Here is a 23,299-nt window from a genome sequence, read left to right as displayed (position 1 = left end):
AATTTCAAAGTACTGATAACAATAAACAATTATTATGAAGAAAGTTGTACTACCTTTATTAATGATTTGCCTTACTTCGGCAAGTTTAAAAGCACAGGACGTGCAGGAGACCGGAAACATGAATGACTTCAACAAATGGTCAATCGATGTTAACGGTGGTTTCAGCAAGCCCGCTAATCCAATGAGCCCGGGCTATCATTCATCTGCATTTAATTTCTTTCATGCAGATTTAGGTTTCAGGTACATGTTCAATACCAAATTTGGTTTAAAACTTGGAGCTGGCTATGATAAAATGAGTGAAGACAAAGGACCTGCATTCGAATCTACACTATTAAGCGCTAACTTACAGGGTTATGCTAACCTTGGGCGTATTATGGAGTTTGAGTCATGGACTAAAACATTCAACCTTTTAGGTCACATGGGTGTTGGCGTTGGTCAACTTAAAAATGATGATCGTTTCAACGGTGAAGACTGGATTGGTAGTTTCTTAATCGGTTTAACCGGACAAGTTAGATTATCTGACAGAGTAGCTTTAAACGCTGACTTTACAATGGTAAATAGCTTCTCTCAACAACGTACATGGGATGGTGGTGTATATTCGCCAGGAAGCCAACAAGGTTTTGACAGCACACTTTACAATGCTACTTTAGGTCTTTCTATTTATTTAGGTAAGCACCAACAGCATGCTGACTGGTTTGTTGATGAAAAACTTGACGAACTTGAAGCTCTAGAGCAAAGAATTGGTGAAATCGAAACTATGATGAATGACTCTGATAAAGATGGTGTGCCAGATTATCTAGATGCTGAACCAAACAGTGTAACAGGTGTTGCTGTTGATACTAAAGGTAGAGCTATTGATAAAAACAACAATGGTGTGCCGGATGAGCTAGAGTCTTACCTAGATCAAAGAACTAAAGAAATTAAACAAGAAGTTAGCGAAGGTGTAAGCGGAGACTTAGCTGGTCTAATCAACAACGGTTATGTAAACGTATACTTCGATTTCAACTCAGATAAGCCAAATGCACAGTCTGTAAGCGGAATCAACTTCCTAATCAAGTATCTAAAACAAAACCCTTCAGTTTCTGCTGACGTAGTAGGTTATGCTGACGAAATCGGTAACAGCGATTACAACAAAGACCTTTCTGCAAGAAGAGCTGAAAACGTTAAGAAAATTTTAGTTGATGCTGGTATCGATGCTGGTAGACTAAACATTGTAGGTAACGGTGAAGATACTTCAGTAAACAAAGACTCTAAATACGCCCGTCAGGTAGTAAGAAGAGTTACTTTCATCCTGAAATAATAAATTCAGATAAATAAAATTAAAACCTCTGCATAACGCAGAGGTTTTTTTATATCTTTAAGAAAAAGAAAAATATGAACCAACGTGACACAGCTATCCTTTCTATGCGAGGGGGAGCTATTGGCGAAGTAACTGAGCAGTCTTCACAGGAAGAAATATTTCAAAATCAAACCTTACGACCAATCCTTAAACTACAAAACGACCTTTTTATAGAATCATTTCTTAACTATGTAAATAAGCATAAAGGTGATTTTTTCAATCTAACTATCGAAAAGAAATTATTCTTTATAGAGAATGCCATACAAAAAGATATCAAGTTTAGAAACGCCTTAAAAGGTATGGTGATAGCAATATTTACAGTTGAAGAGTTTAGGGAGTATATAAAAAACTCATCTAACCTTAATAAAAGGATGATGAATATACTTATTGAGCGTCTTAAAGATCAGGTACAGGTTTTAGTAAAACCCGAATAATAAAAAAGGAGCTTAAAAGCTCCTTTTTTATTTTATGTAAATAGTAATCTACTTGGTTTTTGGAACAAAGACCATAACTTCTTTATCTTCATATAACAGGGCAATTCTGTTTTTTTCGGTTTTAATCTTATCGGCTTTACCCAATGCTTTAAAAAACTCATTTTCCCCTTTAGCATCTTCACAATACATTTTAGTAGCAACTACCTTATCGGTTTTAAAGCTTCCGTCATCACCTATAGTATAAGTACCCCTATAGCCATTACACCCTCCGTTACCGGAAATTGTATTATCTGCAGAAAAAGTTACAGTAGGTAAAATTCTTTGAAAATCTGCTGCGTTAGGAGCTTTTCCGTTGAGCATGGATAATTCCCATGAATTGTTGGTTAAAACTGCTTTAGAAGCCTTTTGTGTGCATTTACAAGACGCGACACATACTAAGGCAAAAAATACTAAAGCTGAAAGCGCTATTTTTTTCATAACTCGATTATTTGATTATATCAAATTTAGCCAAATATCGTCAGAAAATATAGCTGTTATAATATTTTTAAGGTTTTTATAAAAGCCCGTTATACTTTCTTGTAAACCATTCTATTGCTAATGATAAACAAAGTATAATTAATAAAGTGAGCCAGTCTATAAGTGGTGACTTTGTAGTTTTTACTTTCTGTGTTGCTTTATAACTATCGTTTTTAGAAAGAAAATCAATAAGCTTTTCTATTTGTAAAGGATAGTAAACTTGACCATTTGTATTGCCAGCCGTTTGCTGTAAACGTGTAAGATCCGGGTTTACAAACTGTTTTTCAATTTCAAAATCAAGAACTTCAAAGCTTCCGTTTAAAGTAGTATTTGAGGTATTTTCTTTTACAGTAAAAGTATATTTCCCTGTAGGTAATCCGTCCATATTTACCTTATACTCATTGTTTCCTTTTAGAAAATCATACGTCTTACTAAAGTCAGAATCATTACCTTTTACAATAATAGTCAGTCTGGCATTTTCGTCAAACTCATAGTTTTTATTAAAATACTGGGCTGTTATAGCAATAGGTTCTCCCGAATTGTAAAAGCTCTCATTATTTACGGTAAGTGATTTTCTTTTAGAATTTGTGGCAAGATACTGAATAGTCTTATCTATAAAGATATCAAACTCATCATACGACTTGTTTTTTATGTGTGTTTCCAGTCTCCACTTCCAGATATTCTCTCCTAAAAGGAAAGCTCTGCGTGAAGCACCACTCTCAGAAAATACCATTAAAGGGTTCTCTGTAGCCACATTTCGTATTCTTGCCTGTAATAAGGTATTTGTACCTGCACTAAGCTTAACAGTACCAAAGGGGTGCTCCAGAGGAGGAAATTGCTCAAAGCCTATATTTTGTGTAGCAAACAAATTAAATGAGGAAACATAATCTGCCAGATAATCTTCCTTTTGAGAGGTCATCTTAAAAGAAAGCATTTGCTGATACTGGTTAAGCAAATTAAAATCTGTGTGAGTACCTGTTATTATCCATGTGTTTAGGCCTGCATTTTTATTCAGATCCAGCAATCCTTTAAATGAAGCATCCGGCTGATATAAAACCAAAACATTAAAATCGTTTAAAGATTTTATTTCGTTTGGTTTGAGTATGGTTACTTTTCTTTGCTGATTGCTTTCTACAGCACGTTTTATTGCTCCAAGGTCTGGGTGGTTTACAGAGGATACTATAGCAACTTCACTGCGTTGGTCTATAACCTCTACAGCAAAGTTCTTTATATTATTGTATTTGTTCTTTTCCTCTTCCGGTGACGATATAACAGCCCTAAAGGTTTGTACTCCTACTCTTTCAGCATCTAATAATACGGTAACTGATTGTGCTTTTTTGTCTTTAGTAAAAATAATATTTTGCTTAGTTAAAGTAGTATTACCCTGCTGAATACTAAATACCGCATTAACTGTTTTATTTCCGTTATACTGAAGGAATACTTCTACCGGAAATTTGTTTTTAAGGAATACGTACTTATTTACGTTAAGCTGATTGATCTTTAAATCAGGAAAAACCGTAGTGTCACCTAAAACAACGGGATATACAGCCGTATTTTGCTGAAAGCTGTAAACATAGTCATTTCCTATAGTCTGATTACCATCGGTAAGCAATACAACAGGATATGATGTGTTCCTGTAAAATTGCTTTAAATTTTGTACCGCCTGATCTATGTGTGTCTGCTTTCCTGTAAAATCAGGTTCTTTTCCGGTTTCAAAACCATCCGCAAAAGTATAAAGCTGAACATCATATTTATCTTTAAGTGAATTATTACGTGTTATTTTTTCAGCAAGTATCTTAGCTATACTATCCTGGCCAAGCTCCTTAACAGATAATGAATTATCCAAAAGCACAGGTAATGGTGTTTTTACCGTCTCAAAATCTTTTTTAGTAATAACCGGATTTATAAGCAGTAAAAAAACAGATAGTAATGTTATAAAACGTAAAAAAGCCAAAAAGAAAAACACAAGGCTTCTCTTTTTGGCTTTAAATAAATATTGATAGAACGATAACGCAAAGGCTACAAGTGCAGATACTATTATTAATAAAACTGTAGATGTAGTCATTAGTTGGTTATCGGTATTTCAATTAGTTTAAATTTTAGTTTTTTGCTTAATTAGGTAAGCATACCACCATCTACATTAAGTGTCTGGCCGGTAACATACGCAGAAAGATCTGATGCAAGGTACACACAAGCGTTAGCTACATCTTCCGGAGTACCACCACGCTTCAACGGAATGTTCTCTGTCCACCCTTTAATAACGTCTGCTCCCAGTTTTTCTGTCATCTCTGTTTCAATAAATCCAGGTGCAATAGCATTACAACGGATATTTCTTGATCCTAATTCAAGTGCGACAGATTTAGTAAAACCAATTACCCCTGCTTTAGAAGCTGCATAGTTAGTTTGCCCTGCATTACCTTTAACACCAACAACAGAACTCATGTTGATGATAGAACCATGACGCTGCTTAAGCATTGTTCTTTGTACCGCCTTAGTCATGTTGAATACTGATTTAAGGTTAACTTCGATAACTTTATCAAAATCTTCCTCAGAGATTCTCATTAAAAGGTTGTCTTTTGTAATACCTGCATTATTTATTAGTATATCTACTGTACCAAAAGTTTCAACTACTTCGTCTACCAGTTTCTGAGCTTCATTAAAATCTGCTGCGTTAGACTGATAACCTTTCGCTTTAATGCCCATGGCCATTAACTCATCTTCTAATGTTTTTGCAGCTTCTGCAGAAGAACTGTACGTAAAAGCTACATTAGCACCATGTTTAGCAAAAACCTGGGCAATACCACGGCCAATACCTCTACTCGCTCCGGTAATGATAGCCGTTTTTCCTTCTAGTAATTTCATATGTTCGTATTGTTTGTTTCTTTATTTATAGAGCAACAAATATAATAAAATGTTTGTGGTTTACTTACCCTGTTACTGTTTTACAAACTAAGGGTTGTTTATTTTTGTAGGGAAACTCATTATTAAGCTGTTATGAAATTATGAAACATATTTATAACGAACATACTTTGCCCGATGGCAAAAAAATAATAATACGCAACGGTAAAATAGAAGATGCCCCTGCCCTTATAAAGCTTAAAAAAAGTTATATAAAAGGTACTGCCTCCATACCTCTATATGAAGATGAATATAAAAACGGTATACTGGAAGAAACAGCCTGGATAAACAGGTTTAGTAATGAAGAGAACAGTCTTTTATTAGTAGCTGAATATGATGGTAACCTAATAGGAAATATAGACCTGAACGGGAATCAACGCAAAAAGCTTTACCATACGGCAATGATAGGTATGGGAATAGCTTATGATTGGCATAATAAAAAAATAGGTTCGTTATTAATGGAGGGTATTATAAAATGGGCTCTTACATCTAATTTGAATATAATATGGCTTGAAGTTTACTCTACTAACACGGGAGGAATAAAGCTTTATGAAAAGTTCGGTTTTGAGGAGTGCGGCATAATAAAAAACTTTTTTGAGAAAGAGAATCCTGCCGACAAAATAACCATGGTAAAGTATCTATAAGTTTACGAAAAAAATAACTTAATGCTAATTAACTCTTTAAATATTAAAGTTTTATTAAAGACACAGGGCTTTCGATTTACTATTTGTAATTTTATGCTTGAAAAGAAAAATCAAATAAAAAAAACGTAATGATTAAGATTAACCTTGTAAAACAAAAAGAAATGAAACTGGTAAAATTTTTCCTGGCGATGCTAGCAGGATTCGGACTTATAAAAGTCTACAATTTTGTGGCGCAAATGGAACTTGAAGAAGAAGAGAGCGACATCTATGATGACGAACAAGAATATCCTCTTTTTGTATAGTTCCGCTATACATATTAAATTTTACTAAAGCACCTTACACTTAGGGTGCTATACCCTTTTAAGCCTATACCATATTTTAGGCTTATATCTTTCCTGAATTTTTCTCTTAAACATTTTAACACCTTAGAGGTTAACGTATAATAAAACGTTAAACTACAAAGGTTTGTCCTGTTTTTAAGACATCGTTAATACAGTTGCGGTTTCAGAATGCTTAACTTAGTAAAGCGTCTTAAAAACATATATTATGGAAAATCAAAATATACATCACGATAAGGATCCACTTCCTAAAAATATGGTGCCTAACCAAAACCCTAAGCCTGTGCCTCAAAAAGACAGACAAAAATCATTAGGTAGTTTAGATAATAAGGATGACGTAAAACGCGACTCTAAATTAGAGAAAAGCGATGTAAAAGCAGACAGGAAAAGTGACAACAAATAATATTTTATTAATTATATAAATTAAACAGCTATGAGTAACAAAAAAGTAGTATTAGGAATTGCAGCCGGTGTTGCAGCCCTTGCAGTAGTAGGAGTAATGTTAAAAAGAAAAGGATACCTTGACGGAGCTTGCGAAAAAGCTGAAGAACTTGGCAAAGACCTTAGAAACAAATACAAAGATGTAAAAGAAAGTGCACGCAGAAAATTTGATGAAGTAGTGCACAAAGGCGGAGAAATAGCCGACAACATGAAAAATAAAGCAGAGAATACTGCTAAAAATATTGATCCGGCAACAAACTAGCTAAACAATATTATTCCAAAACAGAAAAGCTGCCAATGGCAGCTTTTTTTATGCTTTTACTTAAAAGATATCAGGATCTCCCTTACCTTCCCTAACCAATTCAGGTTCATCTCCCGAAAGGTCTATAATTGTAGAAGCTACATTGTCACCATATCCGCCGTCAATAACAGCATCTACAAGATTTTGCCATTTCTCAAAAATAAGTTCGGGATCTGTAGAATACTCCAATATTTCATCATCATCATGAATAGATGTTGAAACTATAGGATTACCCAACTGACGTACAATTTCTAATGCTATGTTATTATCAGGTATACGGATACCTACCGTATTTTTCTTTTTAAATTCCTTAGGCAGATTGTTATTGCCTGGAAGGATAAAAGTATAAGGGCCCGGTAGTGACCTTTTCAATATTTTAAACGTACTGGTGTCTATCTGTTTAACATAATCGGATAAGTTACTTAAATCACTACAGATGAAAGAAAAATTAGCCTTATCCAGCTTTATACCTTTTATCCTTGCTATTTTTTCCAGTGCCTTGCTGTTTGTTATATCACAACCCAGTCCGTAAACTGTGTCTGTAGGATATATTATAAGCCCTCCGTCCTTTAGTATTTTAATCACTTTAGCAATTTCTCGCTCATTCGGATTTTCGGGGTATATTTTAATGAACTGTGCCATAGGTCGTCTATTTCAGTTTTCGAACTTTAAAGTTACGAAAGGGATTTATTATAAGCGTTAATTTAAATGTAAAGCTTATCCTATAACGTCAAGTTTTGCAAAACGTAATAAAAGTTTTTTAATCCCTCCTACATCAAATTTAATTTCGGCTTTCTTATCAGGCCCTGCTCCTTCAATATTAAGCACCTGCCCTTTACCAAAGCGTTCGTGCATTACAACATTCCCTACCGCTAGTTTACTGTCCGGCATGGCAGGTCCTGATGAAGCTGGTGCCGAACCGCTCGACATAGGCTTAAGCCTGCGTATACCGCTATCCGGTTTAGGATCATTATCAGTAACCCACTTAGGCGGAATACCATTTGTTGGCTTATTTAATCTTAGTTTTGATTTATCTACGTCACCAAAAATATCATTATTTATCATTGGTTTGTAGCGATAATTAGTCTCTACAGGGGTAAGGTATTCCAGGAAAGAATCTGTAATTTCCTCTATAAATCGTGAAGGTTCACTATCAACCAGTTTCCCCCATCTGTAACGCGATTGTGCATAGGTAAGATAAGCCTGATGTTCTGCACGTGTAAGCGCCACATAAAACAGCCTTCGCTCCTCCTCCAGTTCACTACGTGTATTCATACTCATGGCACTAGGAAATAAATCTTCCTCCATACCTACAATAAACACGTGAGGGAATTCAAGGCCTTTTGCAAGGTGAATAGTCATAAGCGCTACCCTGTCATCATCACCGGTGTCCTTATCCATATCGGTAGCCAGAGCCACATCTTCAAGGAATTCAGATAAAGCTCCTCGTGCTCCGTCTACCTCTTTCTGTCCTTCAATAAAGTCCCTTATACCGTTTAGTAATTCTTCTATATTTTCTATACGGGCAATACCCTCGGGAGTTGCATCTTTTTTAAGCTCCTGTATTAATCCCGTTTTCTTGGTAACATGTTCTGCCAGATAAAAGGCATCCTGAGTCTCATTAATTATCTGGAAGCTCTTAATCATGGTTACAAAATCCTGTATCTTGTTTTTTGTACCGGCATTTAATCTAAGGTCTATCCTGTCTATGTTTTCCATTACTTCAAAAATGGAACGCTTATAGTGGTTAGCGGCAACAGTAAGTTTTTCTATAGTCGTACCCCCTATTCCCCTTGCAGGATAGTTGATAACCCTTACCAGAGCCTCTTCGTCTTTAGGATTGATAACAAGCCTTAAATAGCCTAATACATCTTTTATCTCTTTTCTTTGATAGAACGATAATCCTCCGTAAATCCTGTAAGGAATGTCACGTTTACGCAAAGCATCCTCAATTGCCCTGGATTGTGCATTGGTTCTGTACAGCACCGCAAAACTTCCGTTTTTAAGCTGCTGTTGCATTTTCTCCTCAAAAATAGTACTGGCTACAAACCTGCCTTCCTCACCATCGGTAAGGCTTCGGTGCACTTTAATTTTAGGTCCGTCCTCATTGGCCGTCCAAACCACTTTATCAAGCTTGGTTTTATTCTTATCTATAATAGAGTTTGCTGCCTCTACAATGTTTCGTGACGAACGGTAATTTTGCTCCAGGCGGTACATTTGTACATTATCATAATCCTTTTGGAAGTTAAGGATGTTGTTGATGTTAGCCCCCCTAAAAGCATAGATACTTTGTGCATCATCACCTACCACACAAATATTCTGGAACCTGTCTGATAACGCCCTTACAATTAGATACTGCGAGTGATTGGTATCCTGATACTCATCTACCAGTATATAACGGAAACGATCCTGATATTTCATCAGTACATCCGGGAAACGGTTAAGCAACTCGTTAGTACGTAACAGAAGATCGTCAAAGTCCATCGCTCCCGACTTAAAGCAACGTTCCACATACTGCTCGTATATTTCGCCAAGTCGTGGTTTTTTAGACATTGCATCTGCTTCCTGAAGTTCAGGGTTGTTATAATAGGCCTTAACGGTAATAAGGCTGTTTTTATAAGTAGAAATACGGCTTAGTACCTGCTTTGGTTTATAGACATCCTTATCAAGCTGCATTTCCTTGATAATAGAACCTATAAGGCGTATACTGTCCTGAGAGTCATAAATAGTAAAGTTTGACGGATAACCAAGCTTATCGGCCTCAAAACGCAGTATTTTAGCAAAGATTGAGTGAAAGGTACCCATCCATAAGTTTTTAGCTTCAGAGTTACCCACAATGTCGGCAATACGCTTTTTCATCTCACGGGCAGCCTTATTGGTAAAGGTAAGTGCAAGTATATTAAATGCATCCACTCCCTGTGCCATAAGATAAGCAATACGCATGGTAAGCACCCTTGTTTTACCCGATCCTGCACCCGCAATTACAATCATAGGCCCGTCTTTCTGTAAAACCGGAGCCCTTTGCGCTTCATTTAACTGGCTTATATATCTTTCTATTTCCGTCATAACTTTTATAAAGAGCAAAAGTAACGAATTTTGGTTGGGATTTAAACCTCTTATTTATCTCTACTACCCTACTTTTTGTTAAAAATTATTCACAATAAATTTACCTTACAAAAAGTATTTGATTATTTTCGCCTCTTACAATTTTATAATAAAAAACTGCGTTACACTATTACACCAAACTATTACTAAACATGGATTTCACAAAATTTATTGATGTACTTGCCTATACACTACCTTCTATAATAGTAGGATTTGTTGCCTACTATTTTTTTGACACACAACGTAAAAATGACGAAGGCCGCCGCCGTTACCTTTTACACAAAGATGCACAAAAGCATGCAATGCCTTTAAGGCTACAGGCTTATGAAAGATTGGTGCTTTTTCTTGAAAGGATTAATCCTTCTAAACTACTTATAAGAATTGCACCGCAGTCATCAAACAAACTTGATTATGAAGATTATGTAATTGCACAAATTGAGCAGGAATATGAGCACAATCTTACTCAGCAGATATATATATCGGCTGAAAGCTGGGATATAATTACTACTGCTAAAAATGCTACCATACAAATGATACGTAAGGCTAGTATGAGTGAAAAGGTAGATTCTGCAAACAAATTAAGAGAGGTTATACTTACCGATTTGTTTGATAAACAAAGCCCCAGCAGTGTAGCTGTTGCTTACCTTAAAAATGAGGTAGCAGAAATGTGGCAATAACATCTTTACAGTATTTTATATAAGGCATCCCTAAAAAGGATGCCTTTTTAGTTTATATTTGCCAAAAGGTTCTGCTTAACGCAGATTAATAGGGAACCGTGTGAAAATCGCGGGCTGTCGCGCAACTGTAAAGTACTATAAAAGTTTTATCAAAATATCCACTGCCAGTGCGGGAAGGAAGATAAAATGTACGAGCCAGGAGACCTGCCTTACTAAATAATGACTATGCTTTCGCGGTTAAAGTGATGTCCTGGCACTAATCTTTGTTTAAAGAGAAAGTGTGCCATGCCTTCACCCTGCTCCGCAAAGCATTATAAACTCAAAAAAGTGACGGAGAACAAACAAAAAACTTATTTTAACTGGAGCAGCGGCAAAGACAGTGCGCTTGCACTACATTATCTGTTACAGGATAAAAACTACAGTGTAGACTGCCTGCTAACTTCGGTTAACTCTCATTACGATCGTGTAAGCATGCACGGACTACGAAAAGAACTTCTTTTAAAACAGGTTGAAGCCATTGGTATACCTATAACAACCATAGAACTCCCGTTACAACCAAGCAATGAAGATTATGAGGCTATAATGCGTGCTAAGGTTGATGAATTACTTGAGCAAAATTATACTACGGCTGCTTTTGGAGATATCTTTTTGGAAGATCTTAAAGTTTATAGGGAAAAGCAACTGGAACCATTTGGCCTTAAAGCGGTATTTCCCCTTTGGAAGAAAGACACAAAACAATTGCTCACTGAATTTATAGACTCCGGATTTAAAACCATAACGGTTTGTGTAAACGGTACTAAACTGGACAAATCATTTGTGGGCCGTGTTATTGACCATGATTTTATTAAGGAACTTCCGGACGATGTAGACCCATGTGGTGAAAACGGAGAGTTTCATACCTTTTGCTTTGACGCCTCTTACTTTAAAAAACCAGTAGATTTTACTATTGGTGAAACTATTTACAGAGAATATGATAATCACGGCACCAAAACCGGATACTGGTTTTGCGACTTATTGCCTTAACAAATAACTTCCATAAACATGACAACTGAAGAAAGAATAAAACTATCGGAAACAAGAATATTTAAAGCTGTATTTCCTAACACTACAAACCATTATGATACGCTATTTGGAGGAACTGCCATGCATCTAATGGACGAGGTTGCTTTTATAACCGCAACACGTTTTAGCCGTCAGCGTATGGTAACCGTTAGCAGTGACCGTATCGACTTTAAAAAGCCCATACCTGCGGGAACTATTGTAGAACTTATAGGTAAGGTTACTTATGTAGGTACAACCAGCCTTAAGGTTAGAGTAGAGATTTATGTGGAGCAGATGTATGAAAACAGCAGGGAAAAAGCAGTAACAGGAGAATTTACTTTTGTGGCTATAGATGAAAATAAAGTCCCTGTAAAAATCGTTTAATTAAAAGGCATCTGGAATCGGATGCCTTTTTTGATTATGTTTGCTACTAAATAATTTAAGCCATGAAAAAGACATTAATAGCCCTTTTACTTCTGTTAAGCGTAAGTTCTGCCTTTGCACAAAAAATATACAACAACAAGGCTTTCGGGTTTACTATTGAGATTCCGCAAACATGGTGGGAAGACAATCGTGACGGATTTCCTGCACATATTGAGGTTAGTGATGCCGAAAGAAGAAAAATACTGGACGACAGCCGTTCTGTATTCCTTACTCTTTTTTATGACAGGGAAACTATTAAAGAAGGTGGTAATTATACTCCTAAAATGCAGTTTAATGTAGCCGGCAATTCTGAAAAAGATCCTAAAAAACTTTTAAAGGCTACCGAGAAAAATGCTGAAGCCTTAAAGAAATACCAACTGGACTTTAAATTTGTACAGAAGCCTAAACAAATAGAAATTTCAGGGATAAAGAGCGTATATTATATTGCTACCTACTCTATGATGGTAAACGGTAAGAATACTACAATACGTACTTATACCTACGTTATACCATATAAAAACTATGTTTTCCATCTTAATTTTACCGATGAGATAAAAGGCAAAGACCGTTCTAAAGAATTTGAAGCAGCGGTAAAGACTATTAAAGTTGGTTAATAAAAATATGAAGCAAAAAATATTTTACACCTTACTTATTTGCTTTAATCTATCATTTGCACAAGAAAGATTTGAAAGTAAAACTTTTGGCTTTTCAATAGATATTCCTGAAGGATGGGTAATCGATAATGGGGATGATGTGACAATAGTCCCTCCAGATACGATATTAAGTGAAGCCGAAAAGGATGATTTATTTAAAGACGGTTATCTAGTTTCTTTAGTACATTCTATAAAACCCCATAATAGAATTTACCCGCACATGACATTTAGCATGGTTTTAAACATAATAGATGATTTTGATATTTTTAAAAAAGAAGTAACATCTGGTTTAAAAAAAGTAGACTACTATGATAATTTCAAAATCTTAGTCGAACCTACAGAAATTATTATTAATAACAATAAATACCTATATCTAATAATGACTTATACTACAGAAAATAGTGACCAAGTCATTAGAAACACAGTTTACTTAACACGTTATAAAAAATATGTATATCAGATGGAATTTCTAGATATTCCGTCAGAAGATGACTATTCAAAATTATACTCAGAACTTATCAAAACGGTGAAAATTGAGTAACATGGAAGATGAACTGTATAATAAACAAATTACAAGTAGGAAAGATTTTGTTGAGTTTCTAAAACTTCTGCATAAATACTACACCTCAAAACCAGAAAATTGGGAGAACAATGCCCTCGAATCTTTTTTAGAAGCACTGTCTGCTTACGCTGTGGATATACCTGGTGCACATAAAAATACAAAACAAGACAGAAATCCTGATATAGCAGACTGGCAGGTATTTGCAGATATACTAAGAGGAGCTATTGCCTACGAATAACTATTCTACCAGTAACTGCTCGAGTCTTTTTCTTTCGTTATCCTTAAGCTGAGGCAATATTGCTGTAAAGGCATCCCTATAACCGTCTTTTTTAAGGAGCTTTCTTATGTTGTCACGGCCAAATTTGGCAAACTGCCATTTGTGGTGCTGTGTGGCACGGGCAAGATTAATTAAAACAACCTCGTCCTGTTTACCAATATACATAAGATTAGACAATGCATTTTGGCGGATACTGCTTTCATATTTAGGAGAGGCATACTCCTGAAGTTCGCTATAATAACTTTCTTTAAGGTCACTTCGATAACCTTCGGTAGTATAGGCAAAAGTAAGCCACAGTATACGAAGATTCTTGTCATTAAACCCAACCCAGGTATCCGAAACATCTAAAAACTCCCCTATCTTTTCAGGAAAGCGGGTACAAAGTACATTCAAGGCTATTTCCCTTGTAATGTATGATTCATCCTTCATTAAGGATTTATATTCATCAAAAAACTCGTCCGGAATAGTTGTAACTGTTCGTGCTACAGCCTGCCTAATCTTTACATTATTTGTTTTCATGGCAGCTCGCACTATTACCGCCTTTTTATCAAAAGGAACTTCTGCCAGCTGAAACAATACTTCTTCCTTTAAAGGCCAAAAAGCATCCGACTCCATTATATTCGTAAACATTTCCTGATTTTCCTCAAAAGGCTTATCCTGCAGGCCGCCTATAGCAAAATACTGCTGAATAAATTCGTTTTTCTGTAAAAGGTCTATGGCCTCCCCTACTTCAAACTTCGGGTTTTCCAACCAGCGCTTTTTAAACGATTGAGTGTCGTAATTAGATACTTTATTTATCTCTGCCAGGAAATCATCGGTATCAACATTTTTAAAAGCATACTTTTCAAGATAAGCCTTTACTGCTTTCCTAAAGTTTTCATGCCCTACGCCTTCTCTTAGAACATGCAATGCCCAGGCACCTTTTTGGTAAAAGCTTAAAGAGCTTGCCTTTTCGTTAAGTATAGGTATCGTATCAGTTTTTGAAGCCTGTTGAAGCCTTTCGGCCATTTGGTAGAGTTCGTAATAAAAATGATTGTCTCCATAAAGCTCCTGTTCTGCAAGCAATGCATAATAGGTAGCAAAACCTTCCTGTAGCCAGTGATGTTCACCTGATTTGGCCGTAATAAGATCGCCAAACCATTGATGTGCCAGCTCATGGGCATTTACATTTACATAAGTGCGATCGTTAAAACCTATATTATCAACCACATAATCCTGAGAGAATATGGTAGAAGTCGTGTTTTCCATACCGGCATAAAGAAAATCCAAAACAGGTATCTGCCTGTAAATTCCCCAGGCATACTGTACCCCTATTTCCTTTTCAAAAAAATCGAATATCTGTTTGCTGTAACGATAAGTCGGTTCAAATTTACTTAGATCTTCAGGCCTATAATATAAATGTATTGGTGTTCCTGATTGTGAAATCTCAATTTTTTTATCAAATTTTCCTATAGCCAGCATTACAAGGTAGCTGCTCATAGGGTTTTGCATTTTGTAATGCCAATAGAGGTTTTTGTCACCAATAATAGATTGAGTATGCGCTGATCCGTTTGATAAAACGGTAAATCCCGGTTCATAGCCAATAGTAATATTAAATATTACCTTTTCATTCATATCATCAAAACTGGGTAGCCAGTGGCTGGTATACTTCCCCTGCCCCTGTGTCCATATCTGTAGACCATCTCCCTCACCTACAAAATACAGCGTTTGCTTGGGTTGGGCTGTATAGTCAAACTCCAGCGTATTCTTCCCTTTTTTATAACCTTTGTATAATTTTAGAGCATGCGGGGCATCTACAAAACCTGCTTTTTTCCCATTAATGGTTACGTTAGCATAATCCATGTCGTGGGCATCAATGGTAATGGTGTCGGTTTTTTCAAGTAAATCAAAAGTATATTTTACCTTACCCATCACTTTTTTATGAGAAACATCAAACGTAAGATATGCATCAAGTGTTTTAAAGTCCGCTTTTTTATATTGTTGGGCAAAACCCGAAAGGCTTAGTAAGAGTATAGCGGCAAGAAAATAGTGTTTCATGGAAGTTCTTAGCATTTACACAAATCTAATAAATACAGAGGTAAATATTACGTTTTAGTTTTATTGAATAATCTTTATCTTCGTAACTCAATCCTTATAATTAAAAATGAAGAAACGAATTTTAATCTTACTGACATTATTTTCAATGCAACTTTTGTTCAGTCAGAAAAACATTTCTTTTGATAAAAATATACAGCCAACAGCTAAGAAACTTATTATTACCCGATATTCTCTGAAGGATAGTATATCGGTACTTTCTCTAAAAAGAGAAGCCAAAACTGTTGGTGATGTTATTGGAAAAGATACAATATCAGTAATTGTAATAGATGGTGGATATACTCTTGAGGGTTTACTATTAGAGTTTACAAAAGGTAAAATAACACCTAAATATTATTACTGGGATGATGGTGGTGGTATAGTTACTCTAAGAGATTTTGATTCTTATGAACTTGTTCTAAATAATGACTTTTTTAATTGGGACGAAACCATTACAGGCAGGTTTATTGGTACTATTAACAAAATGAACTATACAAACGGAACAGAAGATTTTAAGATCAGTATTGAAGGAGATTTTACACATGTTATGGAAGATACTCCACATAAAGATGAAAGAATTTATGAGGCTGTTAAAAAGAGGGAATATTGTGAAACAGGTTTTTACACAACAATAAGTGACTATTACACACACAAATATAAACTTCCTGCATACAAATATTTAAATCTGGACGAAGAGACATCTATTAGTTACCGTAAAAAGCTTGATAACAGTATATTTAAGGGTGTTGTTATGGAGCAGACCGATGATACAGAGTTAAAAGCAAAATTTTTACTCAAAACAGAATACTTAAATGACTGGACTAACGTCAACAAGGGTTCATGTATTTATGTAGTTAACAATAAACTTCTAGCGTACTGCTCTTATAAAGACATATTGGAAAACGGAATCCTTATTACTGTTAAAACAAAAGATAAAGCCGAAAAACTTTCTGTTTATAAAGAGATAATTGAAAGTTTTAAATAAAGAATACAAGCCAAAATGAATAACCTGTTAGAAACTCCTATAGAATACCTTAAAGGCGTAGGCCCTGCCCGGGGTGAATTGTTGCGCAAGGAGTTGGGCATTCATAAATATGGCGACCTTATAAATCTTTACCCCAACCGATATATAGATCGTACACGCTATTACCGTATAAACGAACTGCAAAACAGCAATTCGGAAGTACAGATAGTTGGTAAGGTTGTAAATATTAAAACCGTTGAGCAAAAGCGCGGCAAACGCCTTGTAGCTACGTTTACAGATAATACCGGACAAATGGAACTGGTTTGGTTTCAGGGACATAAATGGATAAGGGAAAACATAAAGATCAATGTTCCCTATGTTATTTTTGGTAAAGTGAGTTCTTTTAACGGAGTGTTCAATATGGCGCATCCTGAAATGGAACTGCTTACTGAGCATGAACAAAGCCTGCGCAGTGCCATGCAGCCCATTTACCCCAGTACCGAAAAGCTTACACAACGCGGTATCACTAATAAGGTGGTAAACAAGATAATGCAGCAACTGTTTATTGAAACACAGGCATTGTTTAAGGAAACGCTTCCGGCAAACCTGTTACAGGAATTAGCGCTTATCCCTAAAAATGCAGCACTGTTTAATATTCACTTCCCTAAAAGTCAGGAAATACTGGCTAAGGCACAGTTCAGGCTAAAGTTTGAAGAATTGTTTTTTATTCAGTTACAACTTATCACCAAAAATCTTATCCGTAAGCATAAAATAAAAGGACATGCGTTTGATAAGGTTGGCGATATGTTTAATGGCTTTTATCAAAACCATTTGCCGTTTGAACTTACCAATGCCCAAAAACGTGTGCTTAAAGAAATAAGGAACGACATGGGGCAGCCTGCACAAATGAACCGATTATTACAGGGAGATGTAGGTTCGGGTAAAACCATTGTGGCATTAATGAGTATGCTTTTGGCTCTTGATAACGGTTTTCAGGCTTGCCTAATGGCACCTACCGAGATTTTAGCCAATCAGCATTTTTCAGGTTTATCTGAATTGGCTAAACCTTTGAATTTAAATATAAAAATACTTACCGGTTCAACTAAAACTTCAGAACGAAAAATTATTCATGAAGAGCTTGAAAACGGTACACTCGATATAATAATAGGTACTCATGCCCTGCTTGAAGATAAGGTACAGTTTAAAAACCTGGGACTTGCCGTTATAGATGAGCAACATCGTTTTGGTGTAGAACAACGTTCCAAACTATGGAAGAAAAATGAAATTCCGCCACATATACTGGTGATGACGGCTACCCCTATTCCGCGTACGCTGGCAATGAGTTTGTATGGCGATCTTGATATATCTGTTATAGATGAACTTCCTCCGGGACGTAAGCCCATTAAAACAGTACACCGTTACGACAGTAACCGCCTAAAAGTATGGGCTTTCCTTAAAGAGGAAATTGCTAAAGGAAGACAGGTTTATATAGTATATCCGCTTATTCAGGAAAGTGAGAAAATGGATTATAAAGACCTGATGGACGGATATGAAAGTATTTCGCGCGATTTCCCTTTACCGCAATACAGTGTCAGTATAGTACACGGCCAAATGAAACCCGCCGAAAAAGACAGCGAGATGGAGCGTTTTGCCAAAGGTAAAACCAACATCATGGTTGCCACTACTGTAATTGAGGTTGGTGTAAATGTACCTAATGCCAGTGTTATGGTTATAGAAAGTGCCGAGCGTTTCGGGCTTTCTCAGCTGCATCAGTTAAGAGGTCGTGTAGGCCGTGGAGCCGAACAGAGTTACTGTATTATGATGACAGGAGGTAAACTTAGTAACGACAGCAAAGTGCGTATGGATACTATGGTAAGAACTAATGATGGCTTTGAAATTGCGGAAGTTGATCTTAAACTGCGTGGTCCCGGAGATATTATGGGCACACAGCAAAGTGGTGTGCTTAACCTACAAATAGCCGATTTGGTTAAAGACCGGGAAATACTGCAAATGGCAAGGCATTTTGCTATTAGATTACTTAAAGATGACCCTAACCTTAACAGATCGGAACATGCTGCCTTAAAGCATACTTTTATTGAACTTACAAAGAAGAAAAATATCTGGAATTATATTTCTTAATCTAAAGCTTAAAGTCGAAAGTCATAAAGCTTTTGCTAATAATATTAGCAATTAAATAAGATTCTTTATTGTTTTATAATCAAGCTGTTTAAAATCTGTTATAACCTTATCTGCCAGCGAAGTATTTTGTCCCATTGAGTGTTCACTCTGGTAACCTACACAAAACACACCTGCTCCTTTTGCTGCTTTTATACCGTTAGTGCTGTCTTCTATAACTATACATTCTTCCTTTGGGAATCCGGTTTGTTTTACAGCTTCCACAAATATGGCGGGATTAGGTTTTGATTGTTCAAAATCCTCACCGCTTATTTTGGTTTTGAAATATTTGTGCAAATCAAACCTTGTAAAAACGGCCTCAATTTTCCTTTTTGCCGCAGAAGATGCTAACACTAAGGTCATCCCGTTATTATACAAATCTATAATAAGGTCTTTTACACCGGGTAACAGCTCAAGATCTTCACTGCTTTCAAAAGCATCAAAGTAATACTTATAGCTCTCTTCAAGCAATTCTTCTTCCGATTGTTGCAAATCAAATATATTGCGCAGCTTCTGGATAATATTCTTATCGGAATTACCTATAAAATCAGAATAGATTTCATCGGTAACATCTATCCCAAGGGTTTTATAAAATTTGCGGTTCGCTTCAAGTCCTACGGGTTCAGTGTTAACCACTACCCCATCCATATCAAAAATTACAGCGTTTACCATTACTTAATATCCCTTATTTTTAGGTAATCAAGCTCACTAAAATCGCCAATAATCATATCGGCCTCGGCAAGTTCCTGTAATTTTGAATTTTCACTCTGATAACCTATGCAGTAAATCCCAGCAGCTTTAGCTGCTTTAATTCCATTAGTACTGTCTTCTATGACTACACATTCTTCTTTTGGTGCTACAGATAACGAAGCTGCATGCTCAAAAATAGCAGGATGCGGTTTAGACTTAGGAAAATCTTCCCCACTAACGATATGCGTAAAATACTGATGAAGCCCGAAACGGTTAAAAACCCTCTCGATAGTAACTTTTGATGCCGAAGAAGCCAGTATAAGCTGTACTCCGTTATTATAAAGATCTACAATAAGTTGTCTTACTCCCGGTAAAAGGTCCAGATCTTCCTTAATATCAAAAGCTTCATTAAATAAAGATCTTTTGGTTTGTACCAAATGCTCTACCTCATGCTCAAGACCAAAAGCCTCTTTTAATTTTTGGTATACATTTTTTGTTGAGTTTCCGGTAAATGTAGCATACATTTCGTGGGTAACTTCAATGTCAAGGTTTTTAAAATGCTGGTAGTATGCAAAATGATGTACGGGCTCTGTATCAACAATAACCCCATCCATATCAAATATTACAGTCTTTATCATAGTGAAAATTAAAGCTGCAAAATTACAACATACAATTGGAAGCCAAAAGCTTTAGGGAATTAAGATGACGTTAAATTAGTAGGCCATACATTCTTCTGCACATTTACGGCAGGCTTCTGCACACTCTTTGCAATGGTCGTCTTCATCTGCAAATTTTTCACACTCATCGGCACAGGCATTACAAACATCAGCACATAATTTCATTAATTGCTCCTTATAGTCAGAGCCTCTGCTCATAAACTTAACGCACAACATACATATTTCAGCACAATCACGGCAGCTGGCAATACATTTTAAATGTTCTTCATTTACCATTTTAATACATTCGGTAGCACACAGCTCACATGCAGCAAAACACGCAAGGCATGCATCAATCATAGTTTGATTTTTTTTCATGACTAATTGTTTAAGGTTGAACTTATTACAAAGTTACCAAGCACATTCCCTAAAGCTCGTAATGCTATGTTAAACGTTTCTGTAAAAAATTATAAATAATTTATTTAAACCTTTTGCCTTAACTTTAGTCTTACCTATAAATAATTAAAATTGCAGGACGAAAAGGCTTTTATAGCAGAATTGCTTAATCCTGAAACGCAAAATAATGCGTTTAGGCAGCTTGTATCCCAATACAGCAGGCCATTGTACAGTCATATCCGAAATATTGTGCTGGATCATGATGATGCTAATGATGTGCTGCAGAACACCTTTATTAAAGTTTTTCGTAACCTGTCAAATTTTAAAGGCGAAAGCAAACTTTTTTCCTGGATTTACCGCATTGCTACAAACGAAGCCCTTACCTTTATTACCCAGAAAGCCAAAAAAGCAGGGATAAGCAACGAAGAAGTATTAGAGAAACAGGCACAGGAACTGCATGCCGATAATTACTTTGACGGTGATGAAATTCAGCTAAAGCTGCAAAAAGCAGTCGCCAAGCTTCCTGAAAAACAACAGCTTGTTTTTAAAATGCGGTATTTTGAAGAAATGAAGTACGAAGACATATCAGAAATACTGGATACTTCTGTTGGGGCACTTAAGGCTTCCTATCATCATGCGAGTAAAAAAATTGAAGATTATTTAAATAACGATTAAACCTTTTGTAAATTATTCAGTCTTAAATATATGAAACCATTTAATTTAGATAAAGAGCCAAAAATAAAATCAGGGTTTACCACACCTGATAATTATTTTAATGACTTTACCGAAAAACTGATGCAGCAGCTTCCTGAGCGGGAAGTTAAGGTTGTACCGCTATACAAAAGGGCAACGGTTTGGGTATCATCAATAGCGGCTATATTAGTGGTAGCACTTGGGGTTTCAGTATTTTTTAAAATGGATACCCAAACTGTTGTTCAACCAGATGCAACAACCCTGGAAAACTATCTGGTTTACCAAACGGATATAACGCCAAGTGATTTCATTCAGGGATTGGATGAAAGTGATATTAAGGAACTGGAAGCTTCTATTGCTGTTAGTGATGAAGCTATAGAGAACTATTTTTCTAACGAGAATTATGATATTTACATAAATGAATAAGACTATGAAAGCAAAGTTATTACTAACCTTATTTTTAAGTTTTTCTTTAAGTGTTTTTTCACAGGACCACAAAGAAAAACGTGATCAGATTAAAGCTTTAAAAGTGTCTTTTCTAACTACCGAGCTTAACCTTACCAGTGACGAATCGGCTAAATTCTGGCCGGTATATAATAATTATGAGGAAAAAGAATATCAAATAAGACACGATAAAATGCGTTCTATCATTAAAAAGATAGATCAGGCAGGAAATACTTTGACCGAGAAAGATGCCAATGCTTACCTTACTCAGCTACAGGAAGCCGAAGAGGAGCTCTTAGCGTTGAGAAAAAAGATGGTTACTGAACTTAAACCAATAATAGGTGCAGTAAAGGTAATAAAAATGCAAAAGGCAGAATTTGACTTTAAAAGAAAATTACTCTCTAAATACAGGGATAAAAAGAAATAGTTTAGTTAGGTTATTTTGTTTACTTTGGATAGGAAGACCAGTTGTGTATACGACTGGTTTTTTTTATTTAAGTTTTATCCTGATTATCTTGTTTTGCCCGGCAGCTATAATAGTCTTATTGTCAGCAAAACGCAAGGTATGTAACTCTTTATCATCTAATATTTTTTTCCAGGATCTACCTCTGTCATAAGAATAGAATACTCCCGAAGGGCCTGCGGTAACCAGTTCGTAACCTTCACTATCTGGTAAAAACTGTACACAAGAAGCATAGCCAAAACCTATTCCGTCACCAACGTTCTTCCATCGCCTGCCTCCTTTTACGGTGACAATCTTGTTTCCTGTGTTCATATCCGGTTTTGTATAATCTCCCCCTACGGCAAAACCAATATTCTCATCATAAAAATCGGCAGAATATATCCCTTCAGTTTCCGTGCCCTGAACTATAGGTGTCTTATACTGTTTCCATTTATTTCCTTTATCCGGTGAGTAATACACTCTCGATTTTTTACCTCCCGAAACAATCCATGTCTTATCTCCTTTTACAATGAGGTTTGTATTGCTTGCCGCAAAAGCAGCTTCTCCCTCCTCTACTTCAGGAAGTTTGTCGCAAGATAACTTACTCCAGCTTTCACCTCCGTCTCTGGTAATAATTACAGAAAGACAGTCATCAGTAGGGTCCCCTATAGCAATACCTTCTTTGTCATTATAAAACTGCATACTGTCATAAAACACCTTTTCTCCTTCTTCAGTGTATACTACTTTATTACTCTTTCCGTCTTTAGCTATTTTATATAGCTTTGCCGGCGAACCCACATTAAGAATAAAAATATCTGTTTCGGTCTGGGCTATAGATCTAAACTCGGGTAAACCATTTTCCATAGCCATTACTCCGGTAAAAGCCTTTCCTTCCCCTAACGAAACATAACCATATTTACCTCTGCTACCTGCATACCAAACCTTATCATTATCTGTGGTTATAGCACGTATACTTATGCTGTCTGTAAGTAATGTATCTGTTTCTACTTCAGTAAATGAGGGTTTAAAATCTTTTTTCTCCTCTTTACAGGAAACTAAGGCAAGTATTAATAGTAAAGGTAAAATCTTTCTCATAAGCTAATTTTAGCCCTAAATT

At 36.0% G+C, this 23,299-nt stretch carries 27 protein-coding genes and 1 riboswitch; of the genes, 17 read left to right on the top strand and 10 right to left on the bottom strand.

Going from position 1 to position 23,299, the window contains the following annotated elements; translation table 11 throughout:
• Positions 1-34 precede the first annotated feature (34 nt).
• Both FUA48_RS13495 and FUA48_RS13490 read left to right on the top strand, forming a co-directional pair.
• On the top strand, positions 35-1,300 hold the full coding sequence (locus tag FUA48_RS13495) for an OmpA family protein (protein ID WP_147584012.1): 1,266 nt from the start codon (positions 35-37) through the stop codon (positions 1,298-1,300).
• A gap of 74 nt (positions 1,301-1,374) precedes the next feature.
• Positions 1,375-1,773 carry a glyoxalase gene (locus tag FUA48_RS13490; RefSeq protein WP_147584011.1) on the top strand — a complete coding sequence of 133 codons (399 nt, stop codon included), beginning with the start codon at positions 1,375-1,377 and terminating at the stop codon, positions 1,771-1,773.
• A 48-nt stretch (positions 1,774-1,821) separates the two neighbouring features.
• On the opposite strand, the gene FUA48_RS13485 is transcribed toward FUA48_RS13490, so the two are convergent.
• The 3 genes from FUA48_RS13485 to fabG all read right to left on the bottom strand — a co-directional run bounded on the left by FUA48_RS13485 (position 1,822) and on the right by fabG (position 5,151).
• A complete protein-coding gene (locus FUA48_RS13485; protein ID WP_147584010.1) occupies positions 1,822-2,250 on the bottom strand; it encodes an META domain-containing protein in 429 nt (142 codons plus the stop codon).
• Positions 2,251-2,326: 76 nt separating this feature from the next.
• Positions 2,327-4,354 carry a hypothetical protein gene (locus tag FUA48_RS13480; RefSeq protein ID WP_147584009.1) on the bottom strand — a complete coding sequence of 676 codons (2,028 nt, stop codon included), beginning with the start codon at positions 4,352-4,354 and terminating at the stop codon, positions 2,327-2,329.
• A gap of 50 nt (positions 4,355-4,404) precedes the next feature.
• Positions 4,405-5,151, bottom strand: a complete 747-nt coding sequence (gene fabG, locus FUA48_RS13475) for a 3-oxoacyl-[acyl-carrier-protein] reductase (protein ID WP_129749896.1) — start codon at positions 5,149-5,151, stop codon at positions 4,405-4,407.
• A gap of 140 nt (positions 5,152-5,291) precedes the next feature.
• Between fabG and FUA48_RS13470 the strand changes: the two genes are divergently transcribed.
• From FUA48_RS13470 to FUA48_RS13460, 4 genes are all read left to right on the top strand, one after another.
• A complete protein-coding gene (locus tag FUA48_RS13470) occupies positions 5,292-5,831 on the top strand; it encodes a GNAT family N-acetyltransferase (protein ID WP_147584008.1) in 540 nt (179 codons plus the stop codon).
• A gap of 128 nt (positions 5,832-5,959) precedes the next feature.
• Positions 5,960-6,133: a hypothetical protein gene (locus FUA48_RS18400; RefSeq protein WP_168196987.1), complete on the top strand. Its 174-nt coding sequence runs from the start codon at positions 5,960-5,962 to the stop codon at positions 6,131-6,133.
• A 244-nt stretch (positions 6,134-6,377) separates the two neighbouring features.
• Positions 6,378-6,572 (top strand): hypothetical protein, encoded by a 195-nt coding sequence (locus FUA48_RS13465; protein WP_147584007.1) that lies wholly within the window; start codon positions 6,378-6,380, stop codon positions 6,570-6,572.
• A gap of 30 nt (positions 6,573-6,602) precedes the next feature.
• Positions 6,603-6,872 carry a YtxH domain-containing protein gene (locus tag FUA48_RS13460; protein ID WP_147584006.1) on the top strand — a complete coding sequence of 90 codons (270 nt, stop codon included), beginning with the start codon at positions 6,603-6,605 and terminating at the stop codon, positions 6,870-6,872.
• A gap of 60 nt (positions 6,873-6,932) precedes the next feature.
• Here the strand turns inward: FUA48_RS13460 and FUA48_RS13455 are convergent, their stop codons facing one another.
• Positions 6,933-7,553, bottom strand: coding sequence for an L-threonylcarbamoyladenylate synthase (locus FUA48_RS13455; RefSeq protein WP_129749900.1), 621 nt, complete (start codon positions 7,551-7,553; stop codon positions 6,933-6,935).
• A 75-nt stretch (positions 7,554-7,628) separates the two neighbouring features.
• A complete protein-coding gene (locus tag FUA48_RS13450; RefSeq protein WP_147585007.1) occupies positions 7,629-9,968 on the bottom strand; it encodes an ATP-dependent helicase in 2,340 nt (779 codons plus the stop codon).
• 200 nt (positions 9,969-10,168) lie between these two features.
• On the opposite strand from FUA48_RS13450, the gene FUA48_RS13445 reads away from it, so the two are divergent.
• From FUA48_RS13445 to FUA48_RS13420, 6 genes are all read left to right on the top strand, one after another.
• Positions 10,169-10,693, top strand: a complete 525-nt coding sequence (locus tag FUA48_RS13445) for a DUF7935 family protein (RefSeq protein WP_147584005.1) — start codon at positions 10,169-10,171, stop codon at positions 10,691-10,693.
• Positions 10,694-10,742: 49 nt separating this feature from the next.
• A riboswitch (cobalamin riboswitch) is annotated at positions 10,743-10,919 on the top strand.
• Between the two features lie 101 nt (positions 10,920-11,020).
• Entirely contained in the window at positions 11,021-11,716 is a 696-nt protein-coding gene (locus FUA48_RS13440; protein ID WP_240732464.1) for an adenine nucleotide alpha hydrolase, read from the top strand.
• A gap of 18 nt (positions 11,717-11,734) precedes the next feature.
• Entirely contained in the window at positions 11,735-12,118 is a 384-nt protein-coding gene (locus FUA48_RS13435) for an acyl-CoA thioesterase (RefSeq protein WP_147584003.1), read from the top strand.
• 62 nt (positions 12,119-12,180) lie between these two features.
• Positions 12,181-12,771 carry a hypothetical protein gene (locus tag FUA48_RS13430; protein WP_147584002.1) on the top strand — a complete coding sequence of 197 codons (591 nt, stop codon included), beginning with the start codon at positions 12,181-12,183 and terminating at the stop codon, positions 12,769-12,771.
• A gap of 7 nt (positions 12,772-12,778) precedes the next feature.
• Complete coding sequence (locus tag FUA48_RS13425; protein WP_147584001.1) at positions 12,779-13,351, top strand: hypothetical protein; 573 nt, start codon at positions 12,779-12,781, stop codon at positions 13,349-13,351.
• Between the two features lies 1 nt (position 13,352).
• Positions 13,353-13,610 carry a DUF7660 family protein gene (locus FUA48_RS13420; protein WP_147584000.1) on the top strand — a complete coding sequence of 86 codons (258 nt, stop codon included), beginning with the start codon at positions 13,353-13,355 and terminating at the stop codon, positions 13,608-13,610.
• Here FUA48_RS13420 and FUA48_RS13415 read toward each other — a convergent pair whose 3' ends face one another.
• Positions 13,611-15,686 carry a M1 family metallopeptidase gene (locus tag FUA48_RS13415; protein WP_147583999.1) on the bottom strand — a complete coding sequence of 692 codons (2,076 nt, stop codon included), beginning with the start codon at positions 15,684-15,686 and terminating at the stop codon, positions 13,611-13,613.
• Positions 15,687-15,792: 106 nt separating this feature from the next.
• Here FUA48_RS13415 and FUA48_RS13410 point away from each other — a divergent pair, with 106 nt between their 5' ends.
• Together FUA48_RS13410 and recG are read left to right on the top strand one after the other, a co-directional pair.
• A complete protein-coding gene (locus tag FUA48_RS13410; protein ID WP_147583998.1) occupies positions 15,793-16,707 on the top strand; it encodes a hypothetical protein in 915 nt (304 codons plus the stop codon).
• Between the two features lie 15 nt (positions 16,708-16,722).
• Complete coding sequence (gene recG / locus FUA48_RS13405; RefSeq protein WP_147583997.1) at positions 16,723-18,825, top strand: ATP-dependent DNA helicase RecG; 2,103 nt, start codon at positions 16,723-16,725, stop codon at positions 18,823-18,825.
• A 51-nt stretch (positions 18,826-18,876) separates the two neighbouring features.
• Here the strand turns inward: recG and FUA48_RS13400 are convergent, their stop codons facing one another.
• The 3 genes from FUA48_RS13400 to FUA48_RS13390 all read right to left on the bottom strand — a co-directional run bounded on the left by FUA48_RS13400 (position 18,877) and on the right by FUA48_RS13390 (position 20,585).
• A complete protein-coding gene (locus FUA48_RS13400) occupies positions 18,877-19,533 on the bottom strand; it encodes an HAD family hydrolase (protein ID WP_147583996.1) in 657 nt (218 codons plus the stop codon).
• The gene (locus tag FUA48_RS13395) at positions 19,533-20,189 is read right to left on the bottom strand and encodes an HAD family hydrolase (protein WP_147583995.1); all 657 of its coding nucleotides are present in this window, start codon (positions 20,187-20,189) and stop codon (positions 19,533-19,535) included. Before FUA48_RS13395 ends, FUA48_RS13400 begins: the two co-directional genes overlap by 1 nt.
• A 75-nt stretch (positions 20,190-20,264) precedes the next feature.
• Positions 20,265-20,585, bottom strand: a complete 321-nt coding sequence (locus FUA48_RS13390; protein ID WP_147583994.1) for a four-helix bundle copper-binding protein — start codon at positions 20,583-20,585, stop codon at positions 20,265-20,267.
• A gap of 150 nt (positions 20,586-20,735) precedes the next feature.
• Between FUA48_RS13390 and FUA48_RS13385 the strand changes: the two genes are divergently transcribed.
• The 3 genes from FUA48_RS13385 to FUA48_RS13375 are packed head-to-tail and all read left to right on the top strand — an operon-like array spanning position 20,736 to position 22,167.
• Positions 20,736-21,278: an RNA polymerase sigma factor gene (locus tag FUA48_RS13385; RefSeq protein ID WP_147583993.1), complete on the top strand. Its 543-nt coding sequence runs from the start codon at positions 20,736-20,738 to the stop codon at positions 21,276-21,278.
• A 30-nt stretch (positions 21,279-21,308) separates the two neighbouring features.
• A complete protein-coding gene (locus tag FUA48_RS13380; RefSeq protein WP_147583992.1) occupies positions 21,309-21,722 on the top strand; it encodes a hypothetical protein in 414 nt (137 codons plus the stop codon).
• Positions 21,723-21,726: 4 nt separating this feature from the next.
• Entirely contained in the window at positions 21,727-22,167 is a 441-nt protein-coding gene (locus tag FUA48_RS13375; RefSeq protein WP_147583991.1) for a sensor of ECF-type sigma factor, read from the top strand.
• 63 nt (positions 22,168-22,230) lie between these two features.
• On the opposite strand, the gene FUA48_RS13370 is transcribed toward FUA48_RS13375, so the two are convergent.
• Positions 22,231-23,277, bottom strand: a complete 1,047-nt coding sequence (locus FUA48_RS13370; protein ID WP_147583990.1) for a WD40/YVTN/BNR-like repeat-containing protein — start codon at positions 23,275-23,277, stop codon at positions 22,231-22,233.
• Positions 23,278-23,299: the final 22 nt, after the last annotated feature.

The sequence above is a fragment of the Flavobacterium alkalisoli genome, from assembly GCF_008000935.1.
GTDB lineage: Bacteria > Bacteroidota > Bacteroidia > Flavobacteriales > Flavobacteriaceae > Flavobacterium > Flavobacterium alkalisoli.
The sequence above is the reverse complement of the archived record's forward strand: the minus strand, read 5'-3'. Positions and strand labels throughout refer to the sequence as shown.

Coding starts and splice junctions, on each gene's coding strand:
- FUA48_RS13480 (WP_147584009.1), bottom strand. CDS start 4,354: ATGACTACATCTACAGTTTTATTAATAATAGTATCTGCACTTGTAGCC.
- FUA48_RS13425 (WP_147584001.1), top strand. CDS start 12,779: ATGAAGCAAAAAATATTTTACACCTTACTTATTTGCTTTAATCTATCA.
- recG (WP_147583997.1), top strand. CDS start 16,723: ATGAATAACCTGTTAGAAACTCCTATAGAATACCTTAAAGGCGTAGGC.
- FUA48_RS13415 (WP_147583999.1), bottom strand. CDS start 15,686: ATGAAACACTATTTTCTTGCCGCTATACTCTTACTAAGCCTTTCGGGT.
- FUA48_RS13445 (WP_147584005.1), top strand. CDS start 10,169: ATGGATTTCACAAAATTTATTGATGTACTTGCCTATACACTACCTTCT.
- FUA48_RS13465 (WP_147584007.1), top strand. CDS start 6,378: ATGGAAAATCAAAATATACATCACGATAAGGATCCACTTCCTAAAAAT.
- FUA48_RS13395 (WP_147583995.1), bottom strand. CDS start 20,189: ATGATAAAGACTGTAATATTTGATATGGATGGGGTTATTGTTGATACA.
- FUA48_RS13400 (WP_147583996.1), bottom strand. CDS start 19,533: ATGGTAAACGCTGTAATTTTTGATATGGATGGGGTAGTGGTTAACACT.
- FUA48_RS13370 (WP_147583990.1), bottom strand. CDS start 23,277: ATGAGAAAGATTTTACCTTTACTATTAATACTTGCCTTAGTTTCCTGT.
- FUA48_RS13470 (WP_147584008.1), top strand. CDS start 5,292: ATGAAACATATTTATAACGAACATACTTTGCCCGATGGCAAAAAAATA.
- FUA48_RS13375 (WP_147583991.1), top strand. CDS start 21,727: ATGAAAGCAAAGTTATTACTAACCTTATTTTTAAGTTTTTCTTTAAGT.
- FUA48_RS13485 (WP_147584010.1), bottom strand. CDS start 2,250: ATGAAAAAAATAGCGCTTTCAGCTTTAGTATTTTTTGCCTTAGTATGT.
- FUA48_RS13435 (WP_147584003.1), top strand. CDS start 11,735: ATGACAACTGAAGAAAGAATAAAACTATCGGAAACAAGAATATTTAAA.
- FUA48_RS13390 (WP_147583994.1), bottom strand. CDS start 20,585: ATGAAAAAAAATCAAACTATGATTGATGCATGCCTTGCGTGTTTTGCT.
- fabG (WP_129749896.1), bottom strand. CDS start 5,151: ATGAAATTACTAGAAGGAAAAACGGCTATCATTACCGGAGCGAGTAGA.
- FUA48_RS13455 (WP_129749900.1), bottom strand. CDS start 7,553: ATGGCACAGTTCATTAAAATATACCCCGAAAATCCGAATGAGCGAGAA.
- FUA48_RS13495 (WP_147584012.1), top strand. CDS start 35: ATGAAGAAAGTTGTACTACCTTTATTAATGATTTGCCTTACTTCGGCA.
- FUA48_RS13490 (WP_147584011.1), top strand. CDS start 1,375: ATGAACCAACGTGACACAGCTATCCTTTCTATGCGAGGGGGAGCTATT.
- FUA48_RS13380 (WP_147583992.1), top strand. CDS start 21,309: ATGAAACCATTTAATTTAGATAAAGAGCCAAAAATAAAATCAGGGTTT.
- FUA48_RS13430 (WP_147584002.1), top strand. CDS start 12,181: ATGAAAAAGACATTAATAGCCCTTTTACTTCTGTTAAGCGTAAGTTCT.
- FUA48_RS13420 (WP_147584000.1), top strand. CDS start 13,353: ATGGAAGATGAACTGTATAATAAACAAATTACAAGTAGGAAAGATTTT.
- FUA48_RS18400 (WP_168196987.1), top strand. CDS start 5,960: ATGATTAAGATTAACCTTGTAAAACAAAAAGAAATGAAACTGGTAAAA.
- FUA48_RS13410 (WP_147583998.1), top strand. CDS start 15,793: ATGAAGAAACGAATTTTAATCTTACTGACATTATTTTCAATGCAACTT.
- FUA48_RS13460 (WP_147584006.1), top strand. CDS start 6,603: ATGAGTAACAAAAAAGTAGTATTAGGAATTGCAGCCGGTGTTGCAGCC.